We start from the raw sequence: 13286 nt of genomic DNA, 5'->3' as shown, positions 1-13286 counted from the left end.
GTATCTTGGGCGAATTATAATTGCCGGAGACCGAGTGTGTTAAAGCCATCTTTAGCCGCTGACAATAGCTTTATGCGCGAATTAAAGCGCCTGCTGCAAGCCCTGACATCGGTGGCAGACGATAACAGCCTGGTTCGACTGGTTGGTGATTATTATCGTTATGTGCAGTTTGCTGCGGGCAAAACTCAGCACAGCAGCGAGGGTAAAAAACCAGATTTGATGCCGCAACTGTGGTTTCTGGCAGAGAAGATCCTGCGCCTGACAGAAGGTAATAACGCCGCTGACTGCCTGATCCGCTCAGCCAAATTACTGGGCTGCCTGCAGCTTACTGCGCCTGACTCGCAACGACGCTGGAGTGAACTGCAGTTTGGCTACAAGCTGTTGTACCGCGCTGCACTTAGCCTGCGCTTGCTGGATCATGCGCTACAGCATAGCCTGCTTACAGATGAAAAATCACAGCAGCTTTTTCATCAGCGCCTGTACGCTGATGATGACTGTCAATACCGGCAACAAGTGCAACTGCCACTGGTGGTCGCGTTAATGTTACTGGATGTCGGGCAATTACAACCTGAAGCGACTGCTTTGCTAACCGGCTACGCTGGCGAACGTGATGCCAGCCGCAGCATGAGTAAGGATGAACGCGAACACTATCTGCAACTTACGCAAGCTGGCATGCTGCAGTTGGCTGACGACACCTTGCACGTATTGCCGTATCGCGGCAACAGTAAAGTTGAAAAGCAGCAGTTAGCTCTGGCACAGCAGCAACAGCTGGCCCTGATCCGCCAACTGCTAAACGCACAACCTGCCGACAACCCGCTTGGCTACGTGATTAAGGTGCCACAAGTATACAGCTCTATCGTATTGCCCGGCAGACACCGTTACCAGTACGACGCTTTGCCCAAAGCCAGCCTGGTATTGAAAGAAGCGGTGCGCCGCGGCCAACTTTCAGGCACCTGGGTGCAGCATTTTTTGCGCATTACCGGCGTATTTCCGCAGGGTTTTGGTATTACTTTTATTCCGGCGCAATATACCGGGTTACCCGGTGAAAAATACGAATTGGCAATTGTAAACCAGCTGTACCCGCCAAACGCAGCCGAGCCACTATGCCGGGTCGTCAGCCGTAATTTGCAATACCGCCGGGGCGGGCATAACTGTCAAATAAGTATCGATAATAATCTGTACTTTAAGCCAGCAAGACAAAGATTGTCGGTTATCGCACCACAACGGTTGCAGGAAATACTGGCACAACTCAGTGCCGGTTGGCAGCCGGGGCAAATTCGTCACTATCTGCCGCGCTGCTGGCAACCGCAAATTTTCTTTAGCCAAAGCCAGCACCAAAATTTGTGGAACCAGGCCCGTAACATTGCTAACTAGGCAGCGACTATCGGCTAAAACAAGGTGTAGATAAAGCCGGCTAATGCCGATTGCTGGCTGGCAACCACCAAAGCCCCAAGTAATGCCAGGAGCACAAACACCGGCAACAACCAGATTTTTTTCCGTACCCGCAAAAACGCCCATAGATCGGTTAAAAACTCGCGCATTAAAAAGGATCCTTCATATTGTCGTCGCTAATGGTGTCACTTTGCTGCCAATAACTGCTGCCACCCTTTGGCCTGCACCGATAGTCCAGCTTGCCCAACAAACGCAGCAGCAGCCCAAGCGGGGTAATTAAGGTATAAAACAGCAACGCCAGTATTATGCGGGTGTTAATCCAGCCCATAACATGGGTAAAGCCCAGCCAGACGCGCGATGGCCAGTACAGCAGCCGCGGCGACACAGCAGCCAGGCCAGCAAACACCAGCGCTATAACCCAGGGCCACACTGGCCAGGCGACGTTAAATAACCAGGGCAGTACTATGCCAAATAGCAACGGCCAGACGATAGCCATTTGCCAGCCAAAACGGCGCAGCGCAGCGGTGTCAGTCGCGGCTATATTCATAGTGTTACCTCAGTCAGGCGTAAAAGTACGTTGCTTCGCTGCGGCAATAGCATCAGCTGGTTGGGCTGTTTTGGTTAATAAACAGTCTTCCAGCAGCAGGTAGTCCATATCGGTGGCTAAAAATCCGGCTATCGCCTGCTCTGGTGTACATACCGGCGGCTCACCGCGCACATTAAACGAGGTGTTTATAAGTACCGCTGTGCCGGTAAGCTGATAAAACGCGTTTAGCAGGGCATAAAAGGCCGGTTGTTGCTGCTGGTCTACTGTTTGCACGCGGGCGCTGTAATCAACATGGGTGATACCCGGCAGGGTCGACCTGAGCTGTTCGCGCTGCGCTAAACCCTGTAACTGTGCCGTAACCGGTAACCGCTGTTGTTGTGTTAGCTGCGCCACCAGCAACATGTAGGGGCTGGCATGCGCTAAGTCAAAATAGTTGCCGGCATGCTCGGCCATGACCGCTGGCGCAAAAGGCCGGAACGACTCGCGCTGTTTTATTTTCAGGTTTAATTGCCGCTGCATATCGGCGCTGCGGGCATCAGCCAAAATTGAACGGTTACCCAGCGCCCGCGGGCCAAACTCCATCCTCCCCTGAAAACAGCCCACTACGGCGCCGTCGGCCAGCAAACGGGCAACATCAGCGTTACGTTCAGCTGCGGCCAAGCGCTGATAGGGCAAATTCAGTTGCTGTAGTTGCTGCTCAATGTGCTGATTAGTATAGGCCGGCCCCAGCATAGCGCCCTGCATGGCATCGGGCTGTGCCGCGTGACGCGGCTGCTGAAAAAACCGGTGCCAGGCCAGCATCGCTGCCCCTAAGGCACCACCGGCGTCACCGGCTGCGGGTTGCACCCACAGCGCATCACAGGCGTTTTCGGCCAAAATACGGCCATTAGCCACGCAATTGAGCGCCACACCGCCGGCCAGACACAGATTGCGACAGCCGGTTAACGCCGTGGCGTGGCGCACAATTTTAAGCACCACCTCTTCTACCACCTGCTGCACCGAGCGGGCTAAATCCAGGTGTTTTTGCTCAGGTGTGGCATCAAACGCCAATGCCGGGCCACCAAATAAGGCTTCAAAGCGGCGGTTGATCATCCGGCTACCTACCGGGTAATCAAAGTACCGCATATTCAGACTAAAGCTGCCGTCGGGCTTAACATCAATCAGTTCGCGATAAATCAGTTCGACATAGCGCGGCTCGCCATAGGGCGCCAACCCCATCAGTTTGTACTCACCGGAATTCACTTTAAAGCCACAGTACTGGGTAAAAGCGGAATACAATAAACCCAGCGAATGCGGAAAACGGATGTCTTGCAACGGCGTCAGCTGATTGCCTTCGCCTAACCACACCGAGCTGGTGACCCATTCACCGACACCGTCCAGACACAGCACCACGGCTTTGTTAAAACCAGACGGATAAAACGCTGACGCGGCATGCGCCTGATGATGCTGACTAAATAACAATTGTGGCAGCTTAACATCGGCGCTGTCGGTTAGTGCCCGCAGCTCGCGGCGCAATACGGTCTTTAAAAATAACTTTTCTTTTAACCACACAGGCATGGCGCGCACAAAGCTGGTAAAACCGCGCGGCGCATGCGCCATAAAGGTTTCCAGCAAGCGTTCAAACTTTAGTAGTGGCTTGTCGTAGTAAACCACCGCACTGACTTCGGCCAGTGAAATACCCGCCTCGGCCAGACAATAACGAATGGCATCGGCGGGAAAACCAGCATCATGTTTTATCCGGCTAAAGCGTTCCTGCTGAGCAGCAGCGACAATCACGCCATCGGCCAGTAAGCAGGCAGCGCTGTCGTGGTAATAACAGGAGAGTCCGAGGATGTATTTCATGCCAGTGACGGTTAAAGTAGTGATGGCTTAAGTTAGCGAAAATCCCTAGTATTGGATAGCTTTTATTGCCGCTAAACTGATGTTACACCAAGGAATACGTATGCAGATCTGGCTGTTTCGCGCTATCGCCATCTTATTACCGTTACTACTGCTAATAAGCGCCGAATGGCTGCTACGGCTCGGTTTTGCCAGCGCTCAGACGCCGCTGTTTATTCCACATCCGGCGGCGCCGGCGTACTGGGTTACCGAGCCGGATATTACCCGACGCTATTTTGCTGATGGGGCAGCGCGGCCAGCGGTTAAAATGGAGCCGGGCTTTGTGCTGCGCGATAAACCCATCGACAGCATACGTTTAGTGGTACAAGGAGGCTCTACCGCGGCCGGCTACCCTTATGGTGTTGGTGCTTCACTGGCGGGCATGCTGGAGCAGCGGCTAAAACGTACCTTGCCGGATAAACATATTGAAGTGGTTAACACTGCACTATCAGCCGTGAACAGCTATACCCTGCTGGATTTATCTGCTGATATTCTGGCTATCAAGCCCGATGCAGTGCTGATTTACGCTGGCCATAATGAATACCTTGGCATCCTGGGTGTCGGCTCCAGTTATCTGACATCACAATCGCCGGCGGCAACCTTATTGTGGTTAAAACTACGTCAGCTCGAGTTGTACCGCCTGCTGGAACGCGGTTATCAGGCAGTGTTTAGCGCAGAACCAAGCGCGGCTAGCGAGCACCGCACCGTGATGGCTAGCGTTGCCCGGCATAAAGACATTGCCGTTAACTCGGCACGCTATAACGCTGGTCTGCAGCAATTTGAGCAGAATATGCGTCTGCTACTGCAAAAATATCAGCAAGCCGGTGTGCCGGTTTATCTGGCCACTATTGCCAGTAATCTGGCCGATCAGAGCCCATTTAATTCCTTGCCTGCTGAGCCTGACAACCTGGCAAGATTACAGCAATTAACCGCCATATTGCAGCAAAACCCTACAGCTAGCGCCGCTTTACAGCAACTCACCAAACTGGCAGAAGCAACGACAGACAGTGCCAGCTGGCACTACCAGCTCGGTCAGCTTTATTTGCAACTGCAACATGCCGATGCCGCCAAACAGCAGTTAACCCTGGCGCGCGATCTGGACTTACTGCGCTTTCGGGCGCCGTCGGCGATAAACGATATTATCCGCCGCCTTGCCGCTGACTATAATGCCGTGCTGGTTGACAGCGAGCAGGCTTTAGCACAGCAATCTGAGCACGGCATTATTGGTCAGAAAATGATGCTGGAGCATCTGCACCCCAGCATTGAAGGCTATTTTGTGCTGGCTGACAGCTTTTATCAGGCGCTGTATCAGCAGCGTCAGTTTGGTCACTGGCCTAAACCGGTACCGGCAGAATTTGCCTGGCTGGAGCGGCCAATTATACCGGCGGAAGAATTTGCCGGTGAGTTGCGTATAGCCCAGCTTACCGCCGATTATCCGTTTCAGAGTACACCGCAGCCGGTTAATTTTCCGGCGGCAGAAAATGCCCAGCAACAGCTGGGGCGGCGTTATATCGATGGCGAACTGGATTGGCTGAGCATGCTGCAGCACAGCGCACACTATTACCAGCAACAGCAGGATGGCGATATGCTGCTAAAAAGCCAGAAAATTATCGCCGATGCCTTACCACACGACGGTACTGCCAACTTACAGGCAGCACAAATATTATTGCAGGCTAAACGTTACGGTGAAGCCCGCAGTTATCTTAAGCGCAGCCTGCTTACTGTCGCACCACCGCCGCAGGCAGCCGTGTTATTACAGCAACTGGATGCGGCTAAGCGTTAATCAGGTTTAAAGCGACAGTGCTGCATTAAGTATTGCTCGTGGCCGGTTAGCGTGGTTGCGGTATCGGCCAAATGCCGCAGCATGGCCTGCAAGGTACGCGCTATATCCAGCTCGGTTTTCAGCTGCGTAATCGGCGCGGCTGCCGTAGGCAGAATATTCTGTCCCAGCAACACTGCCAACCAGCTATCTTGTTTAAACAATTCTTTATCTTCTATGCGTAAATGACCATGGCGTTTAAACAGCGCCAGCTTTTGCTGCAGGCTGTCGGGAATCGCCATCTGTTTACAGCACTGCCAGTACGGGCTGTCGTCCCTTGCTGTAGCATGGTAATGCAACACAATAAAATCGCGGATTTGCTCGTATTCCAGCTGGGTCGTGGCGTTATATTCATCAATATCTTCCTGGGCACAACTGCTGCCCGGGAATAGACTCACCAAACGCATAATACCGCGCTGGATAAGGTGCAAACTGGTAGACTCCAGCGGCTCAAGAAAGCCAGCTGACAAACCAATAGCCACGCAGTTTTTTTGCCAGAATTGCTGACGATGGCCGGTATTAAAGCGGATTAACCGCGGCTCGGTCAGCAGCTTACCTTCGACACTATTTTGTAACAGTGCTGTCGCCTCATCATCCGACATATAACGGCTGCTGTAGACGTTGCCATTACCGGTGCGGGTTTGCAGCGGTATGCGCCACTGCCAGCCGGCATGGTGCGCAATAGAGCGGGTATAAGGCCGCAACGTCGGATCCGCCGAGGTTTGCATGGCAACAGCACGGTCATTTAGCAGATAATCGCCCCAGTCAACAAAGCCGACGCCCAGTGTCTGCCCCAGCAACACACTGCGCAGCCCGGTGCAGTCGATAAAGAAATCACCATTAATAACCCGGCCATCATCCAGCACCAGCTCAGCAATAAAACCGTTATGCGCATGCTGCTGTACACTGGCAATCTTGCCCTCGGTTCTTACCACACCGCGCTCTGTGGCATAGTCACGTAAAAAACGGGCATAGCGGCCGGCGTCAAAATGGTAGGCATAGTCGTAACCGGAAAACAGCGAACGTGGGTCGTTATTCGGCGGCACAAACTTATTGCGGCTGGCCAGCTGCCAGGCAGCAGAAAACTGCTCTATTGGCGTGTTTAAGCCCTGCAGACGGGCTTTAAGATAAAAATACGGAAACGGAATATAGTCAAAATCGGCACCAAAACGGCCAAACTGGTGAAAATAACGCTCGCCTACGCCACCCCAGTTTTCAAACTGAATACCGAGTTTAATACTGCCGTTGCAGCGGGAGAGAAAATCGTTTTCATCGATACCCAGCATGGCATTAAAGCGTTTAATTGGCGGTATTGTCGCCTCGCCAACGCCAATAGTGCCGATATCGTCAGACTCCACCAGGGTGATGTTAACATTACCCTGTAATTGGGCTGCCAGCATGGCTGCCGTCATCCAGCCCGCCGAGCCACCACCGGCAATGACAATCTGCTTAATTGCATCAGCATTCATTTGGTTACCTCAAAAAAAAAGCTGTCGCCTGGCGACAGCTTTTTCAGTTAGCAGCGCTATCAGAACTTGGCGTTTACACCAACATAGAACTGACGGCCATAATATTGAATGGTGCCAGTATTATATTGCTCACCAAAATAAGAAATATTGGGTTCATCAGTAATATTACTGACTGAGAACACACCCTGATAGACATCATTAAACTGGTACGAGGCCTGATAGTCAACTATCAGCTCTTCCTGAAAATAAGCCTGCTGGGTTTGTCCAAGCGCGATTTGATCACCGATATTTTCATCGCGGTAACGCACGTTGATACGGGTTGAAAATACATCGTTATAGTCGTAGAACACGGCCGCCGACCACACTACCTTGGACAAACCAGGCAGCGGAGATGACTGTGGCGCCCCACCTTGAACGGCAGAAAACTCGTTTTTCAGTTCACTTTCTGTGTAAGAAACGTTACCGGTAAAGCCTAAACCATTAAACGGCTCTGGCAAGAAACCAAAGGTTTGGGTGTAAGCCAGTTCAACACCGCGAATATAGCCGCCTTCAGCATTATTAAAGCTGGCGCTGTAATTACCTGGTGTTACCGGCACACCGGTTTCCGGGTTAACCGCTGGCACATCTATACCGGCACCGGCGAAGTTAAAGTTTTGCTGAGTGAACTGCTGCACCGTAGACTTGATGTCTTTATAGAACGCCGCAGCGATAAAGGCACCCTCGGTTTCACTGAAGTAATGCTCATAAGACAGATCATACTGTACGGCATAAAACGGCTTTAATGCCGGGCTGGTATTGGCACTTAAATCAGCATAACGAATGCCGTTCTCAACCCGCTGAAAACTCCAGGAGCCACCAACCCGCATGTTCGGCATTTCTGGCCGCGCCATAACACGGGCAGCTGAGAAGCGCAGTTGGTCTTCGTCAGTCATTTTTAAATTAAGATTAAATGATGGTAAAAAGTCCGTGTATTCAATACCCTGCTCTACCGCATCATAGTTGCAGTTTTCCACACCAAAAGCATCAGTGATACAGTCGCCAGTTCCTGGTTGCGGCGACGCCTGCAAACCTGTACTGCGCTGTTCAGAGCGGATAACCCTTGCACCAATATTACCGTACAAGTGCATATCACCCAGTGCAACATCAATATTGGCCTGCAAATAACCACCAAAGGTGGTTTCGGTTACCACATTGGATTCAAGGAAGGTCCAGGCATTATCCCAGCTTTTGCCGGCCGAGGTATTAACACCATTAGCCAGTAACCAGGCATTTTCAATCTGCTGGTTGTTCACCGCCAGGAAGTCGCCATAGTGCGCCATCTTACCGCCGATGTTCATCACGCTGTAATCGCCGCTCTGCAGCTGGTAAGGCCTGAAAGACTGCCGTATTACCGGATTGTCCGGGTCGGTTAAATCCCAGCTTGATACCCACTTACCATTACGACGATCGAGAAAGTCGCCATCGCTGCCGTAACGATACATTTTACGGTCAAAATCGTGGGTACGTTCAGCCCAGCGCACACCCGCTTCTACCGAAGTGATGTAGTCGCCATCAATGGCGTAGTTAAAGTCGAGCTTAACTGAGGTTGCCTCGTTTTTCTCCCGGTTCGGATACTTTTCCAGTGCGGTAACCATCATCCGGTTCGGATCAGACAAGCCGGCCCGGCTTGCTGCATCAATATCAATCGTCGGAAGGTTAAGTCCGTTTAGCTCGTACTTTACCGAATAATCATTGGTTGCTAGTGGGAATGCCGCCGTGGCATCGTCAAACAGTGCCATGCGCAGCACGCTGTCCAGATAAACAGACTTACCTTCAGAGTGTGATACATCAAACGATACCGTCAGATCATCAAACAACAGCTCAAGGTTAGTACCGATAGACAGCACCTCACTGTTAACCGTACGGTCGTCTGATGTCAGCTGGAACCCCATCGGAATGCGACCGCCGGGCAGCGGCGCCTGAATAGCGTTGCCCGTTGGGTTACCATGATAAACACCGCCGACAATCACATCATTATTGCTGCCTGACAGTACCGGGTTGGTAAAACCAAACAGCGCACCGTCTATCACCGCACCTAAACCATCAAAGAAAATACCGCGATCTTTTCGCTCAGAATCAAACTTAGAGTAAAACGCATCGCCCGACCAGGTCAGAGTTTGCGTTGGTGCAAAAGTAAAAGTACCCACGTAGCCATCGCGCAATTCTTTACCGCCACGGGCGTTCAGGTTAAAGCTGGTGGGTACTATGTAGCGTTTTGCACCGCCTGCAACCGCGTTACCATCACAATCGGCGTCAGACGTCACTGCCGGGCCGTCATAGGGTAACAGGCCACAACGCGGTTGCGAGTTAACAAACTGGGTAGAGATATTAGGCTGATCCAGCCGGGCATAGCCTAAACCCAGGCCCAAGGTGTTATCCAGAAATTTGCCTTGATAGGAGAAACTCAAACGCGAACCGAACTCGTCGGCTTCCGGATGCTCTGAAGCGGTGTCGTTATAACTGCCACGAACCTGGGCATTAAAGGTGTGGTCTTTCTCATTCATTAACGGGTTGGCGGTTTTCAGCTCTACAGTACCGGCCACGCCACCTTCAATCAAACTGGCTTTTTGCGATTTGTAAACTTGTACTGAGTTAATCAGCTCAGACGGATACTGGTCAAACTGCACCGAGCGGCCGCCCTGATTCGATACCTGCTCACGGCCGTTTAACGTAGCAAACACAAAATTACCGGACAAACCACGGATATTCAGCTCGCTGGACTGGCCACCTGTGCGCACAGCGGTAACGCCAGGCAAACGCGAAATGGAGTCGGCAATGGATACATCGGGTAAGGCACCCATGTCATCGGCCGATACCACTTCAACCACCGTATCGGCAAAGCGTTTAACATTTAGCGATTCAATCAGGCTGCGGCGAAAACCTTTTATTTGAATTACTTCTATATCAGCTGTTGCAGCTTCTTGCTCTTGCGCGGGAGCCTGTGCAGCTTCTTGCGCCATTACCAGAGATGAAAAACCTGATAACTGCATTCCCCCGACCAGTAACGCTGCAGTTAGCGCGCTAGGTTTGAACGTTTTCATGTGTGTTCCTCAAACGATAATTGTTATTTTTTGAAGAGTTTCCTTTACAGATCACCGGACAACGCGACATTTATTATTATTAACACCGGCCTACGTCAGTTAAGCACTACTGACAATAGCCCTATTTTTACAAGGCAACACATACACTCACTAAACTTAATGCACTGACACAGGGTATGACAACCAGATGCATACGTATTCATGCATAATAACTTTCTGAATTACTATACAAGGCACGGAGTGTTGATTAGATTTAGAGCGTTGATGTTTCAATCAACAGCGTTGGACCGTTTTTTGTAAACCCATACAGGCACCAAACACACACACAAGCAACAGGGTTACAAAGGACTAGCAAAATCAGTTTGGAAGACAAGGCCAGACTGGACATTTATTAAAAATAGCACCTGAAAATAACCACAAAAAGAAAGTTTTAAGGAGTTATTTGCTATGAGTTTACAATACAAGCCGCTTTCTCTGGTGGCTTTGGCGACGACTGCGGTGCTGTACGGCTGCGGCGGCGACGACAGCATAGAGAAAACCAACGTTTATGATGACACCACCAAAACCGGCTTATGGTGTCCGTCGCCACAAATCGTACAAACGGTAGATGCCGATTATCACCCGCTATCCGCGGCTGAACAGGCAGCGCTGAAAGCCGCTGCTATGGCCCGTGATGGCGCAGCCTTTGATGAAGCCGCCTTTAATGTGTATAGCTATGACTATGCAGGTATAAATCTGTTTGAGGTGCTGGGTTTAACACAGTCAGAAACCGCACGTCAGGCCACTGCAAAACAAGAAGCGCGTGCCTTTAAGATTTCTCAAGGCCAACAAGACATTTTTGGTGACGGCTTTGATGCCTGGTTTGACAGCTGGTTTGCCTCAGTACCTTTAACAGATTATTTAGGCGCCTCTGAGCGGTTAAACAAAGCCAGCCGCGGCAACGAGCTTAGCTTAACTGCCGCCAACAATAGTCAGGAAATTTGTTATACGCCACCGGCAGCCTGCCCGAATTACCTGGTGCCGGATGAAAGCGGCACTTTTACCTGTATTGCACCACTGGATAACCCGCTGGCTGAAGAGCAGCCTGCGGTTGGCTATATGGCACCGGCGGGTAAAGCCGCTATTTTCTATCGCAGTGCACAACATGTAGACAACGGCGACAACACCGAGGTGTATAAAGATCTGACCATCCATGCCTGGAATGATCCAGACTGCACATCTTACCAGGACGAAAGCACCACTAGCTGGGGCGTCGGCAAACCTGCTGCAGGTATTGATCCGCACTATGGTATGTACTGGACGTTGGATTTACTGGATGCGCCGGGTCAATGCGGCAATATGATTGTTTACAACAGAGTCAGCGGTGCTAAGCGTATATCGGAAGCCGATTTACGTATACCGCTGGCCAATGCAGGCCATTTGGCTAACCTGGATAAAATGTCATACCTGCAAGATGGTATTACGGCCAATAACTACGACGGCAGACTATATGCCAACCCGCACCCATTGCTGGGCGCAGCAGCGGGCGGCAGTAAAGCCTGTGGCTGGGGCTTAGAGCTGGATGAAACCGGTGAAATCTGTGTCGGTCAGGCGTTAGCCGCTCAGTGCCCGACAGGTACTATTGCCGTAGGTGAAGGCCAGGAAGAAATTGCGTCAAAATGTATTATTGAGTTTGACCCGGCAGCGACCACCTTGTATTTGCGTGGCGGATTCAATGATTGGGGCACCGCCAACCAAATGGCGTATGCCAACAGCAAATTCCGGCTGAACTTTAATTACGGTACTCATCCGGAAAGTGCCACACCGGCAGAAGACGGCACGGTAAATTATGGCTTTAAAGTGGCCGATGCTGACTGGTCTGAAGCGTCTTCTTTTGGCGCAATAAAAGGCGGCGACACTCCGGCAGTGGGCAGCGAAGTAGCCCTGACAGCCGGTAATGGTGTTGGCCAGGATATGTTTGTTGGCATGAAAGAAAACACCATCTACCAGTATGTGTTAAATGCCACTAATCCGGCGGCTGTCACGCTGAAAATCAACGAAGTACCACTGGCGGTGTTTCCGGTAATGAGTATCGACGGTGAGCCGGTAGAACTGGAATACAGCGGCGCAGGTAAATATAGCGCCCGCATGAGCTTAGCGCCGGATACCTACAGTATCAGTATTGCTGATATCGATGCAGGTTTTGCTGTTGGCGCCGGTGCCGATGCAAACCTGCTGTTAAATCAGCCTTATGCGCTGGTGGCAGCGGGCTCTGCGCTTAACTTTACAGTTGGCCAGCAAAACGAATACGACTTTATTCTCGACCTGTCAGCCCCTGATATGCCAACTTTAGAAGTGAAACCAGGCAAGCCGCTGGGTAACACCGCGGTGTTTATCCGTGGTTCATTAAATGGTTGGGGCGCGCCAGCATCAGATGAAATTGTGTTTGACGATGCCAGCCGCAGCTACTCGGTGATCTATGGTCTGGAAGCCTCAGAAAATGCTTATCAGTTCAAGTTTGCCAGTGAAGACTGGTCAACCGTTGATATGGGTTACAGCGCCTTTGATATGTCTGCAGATGCTGATGCGATAGCCTTAACCGAGGTCGGTGGCAATATCGCTATCAAAGTAGACAAATCCAGCTCATACCTGTTTAAGCTGGACTTCAACACAGCTAAACCAGTACTGAAGGTGTCTGAACTGCCAATTTACATCCGTGGCGGTATGAACGGCTGGGGTGAAGTAGATCAAATGGCATTTAATGCTACTGACGCAGGCAACCCTAATGAAGCTGGCCATGTTTATGTATCAAACATTAACCTGGCAGCGGACAACGTGTTCTTTAAAGTGGCTACAGCCGACTGGTCTACCATCAATCTGGGTGCGCCAACTGATGATGCCCTGACAGTTGAACTGGGTCAGGAAGTGTCTCTGGCCGCCAGCAACGGTAATCTGGCGATATTCCCGGCGACAGCTGGCGAGTACAGGTTCAGCTTTGATCTGGTGAACAAAAAACTGGTGGTAACAGGCCCTAACTAAGCTGGCTGACACCAATAACGAGACCAAGGCCAGACTATGCAAATTGTCTGGCCTTTTTTATCCCAGCTGTATACACCGGAGCA

The 13286-nt window shown here is 51.2% G+C and carries 8 protein-coding genes; 3 read left to right on the top strand and 5 right to left on the bottom strand.

Going from position 1 to position 13286, the window contains the following annotated elements; translation table 11 throughout:
* The first annotated feature begins 36 nt into the window (after positions 1-36).
* Positions 37-1374: a hypothetical protein gene (locus ACYVIC_RS07275; protein WP_460858624.1), complete on the top strand. Its 1338-nt coding sequence runs from the start codon at positions 37-39 to the stop codon at positions 1372-1374.
* A gap of 14 nt (positions 1375-1388) precedes the next feature.
* On the opposite strand, the gene ACYVIC_RS07270 is transcribed toward ACYVIC_RS07275, so the two are convergent.
* From ACYVIC_RS07270 to ACYVIC_RS07260, 3 genes are read right to left on the bottom strand one after another with little or no spacing between them, the layout of a single operon-like run.
* Positions 1389-1541: a DUF5989 family protein gene (locus ACYVIC_RS07270; RefSeq protein ID WP_460858623.1), complete on the bottom strand. Its 153-nt coding sequence runs from the start codon at positions 1539-1541 to the stop codon at positions 1389-1391.
* The gene (locus ACYVIC_RS07265) at positions 1541-1939 is read right to left on the bottom strand and encodes an SxtJ family membrane protein (protein WP_460858621.1); all 399 of its coding nucleotides are present in this window, start codon (positions 1937-1939) and stop codon (positions 1541-1543) included. The genes ACYVIC_RS07270 and ACYVIC_RS07265 overlap by 1 nt, the downstream gene beginning before the upstream one ends.
* 9 nt (positions 1940-1948) lie before the next feature.
* Positions 1949-3781 carry a carbamoyltransferase family protein gene (locus ACYVIC_RS07260; protein WP_460858619.1) on the bottom strand — a complete coding sequence of 611 codons (1833 nt, stop codon included), beginning with the start codon at positions 3779-3781 and terminating at the stop codon, positions 1949-1951.
* A gap of 100 nt (positions 3782-3881) precedes the next feature.
* Here ACYVIC_RS07260 and ACYVIC_RS07255 point away from each other — a divergent pair, with 100 nt between their 5' ends.
* A complete protein-coding gene (locus ACYVIC_RS07255) occupies positions 3882-5600 on the top strand; it encodes an SGNH/GDSL hydrolase family protein (RefSeq protein ID WP_460858617.1) in 1719 nt (572 codons plus the stop codon).
* Here ACYVIC_RS07255 and ACYVIC_RS07250 read toward each other — a convergent pair.
* Together ACYVIC_RS07250 and ACYVIC_RS07245 are read right to left on the bottom strand one after the other, a co-directional pair.
* Positions 5597-7105: a tryptophan halogenase family protein gene (locus ACYVIC_RS07250; protein ID WP_460858615.1), complete on the bottom strand. Its 1509-nt coding sequence runs from the start codon at positions 7103-7105 to the stop codon at positions 5597-5599. The genes ACYVIC_RS07255 and ACYVIC_RS07250 overlap by 4 nt on opposite strands.
* 59 nt (positions 7106-7164) lie before the next feature.
* The gene (locus tag ACYVIC_RS07245; RefSeq protein ID WP_460858613.1) at positions 7165-10185 is read right to left on the bottom strand and encodes a TonB-dependent receptor; all 3021 of its coding nucleotides are present in this window, start codon (positions 10183-10185) and stop codon (positions 7165-7167) included.
* 447 nt (positions 10186-10632) lie between these two features.
* Between ACYVIC_RS07245 and ACYVIC_RS07240 the strand changes: the two genes are divergently transcribed.
* Positions 10633-13203: a hypothetical protein gene (locus tag ACYVIC_RS07240; RefSeq protein WP_460858612.1), complete on the top strand. Its 2571-nt coding sequence runs from the start codon at positions 10633-10635 to the stop codon at positions 13201-13203.
* Positions 13204-13286: the final 83 nt, after the last annotated feature.

This window comes from Rheinheimera gaetbuli, from assembly GCF_054781935.1.
This window is presented reverse-complemented; position numbering and strand designations above follow the sequence as displayed.

Excerpts from the sequence above, each read along its gene's own strand:
- ACYVIC_RS07270 (WP_460858623.1), bottom strand. The coding sequence starts at position 1,541 with ATGCGCGAGTTTTTAACCGATCTATGGGCGTTTTTGCGGGTACGGAAA.
- ACYVIC_RS07265 (WP_460858621.1), bottom strand. The coding sequence starts at position 1,939 with ATGAATATAGCCGCGACTGACACCGCTGCGCTGCGCCGTTTTGGCTGG.
- ACYVIC_RS07260 (WP_460858619.1), bottom strand. The coding sequence starts at position 3,781 with ATGAAATACATCCTCGGACTCTCCTGTTATTACCACGACAGCGCTGCC.
- ACYVIC_RS07255 (WP_460858617.1), top strand. The coding sequence starts at position 3,882 with ATGCAGATCTGGCTGTTTCGCGCTATCGCCATCTTATTACCGTTACTA.
- ACYVIC_RS07250 (WP_460858615.1), bottom strand. The coding sequence starts at position 7,105 with ATGAATGCTGATGCAATTAAGCAGATTGTCATTGCCGGTGGTGGCTCG.
- ACYVIC_RS07245 (WP_460858613.1), bottom strand. The coding sequence starts at position 10,185 with ATGAAAACGTTCAAACCTAGCGCGCTAACTGCAGCGTTACTGGTCGGG.
- ACYVIC_RS07240 (WP_460858612.1), top strand. The coding sequence starts at position 10,633 with ATGAGTTTACAATACAAGCCGCTTTCTCTGGTGGCTTTGGCGACGACT.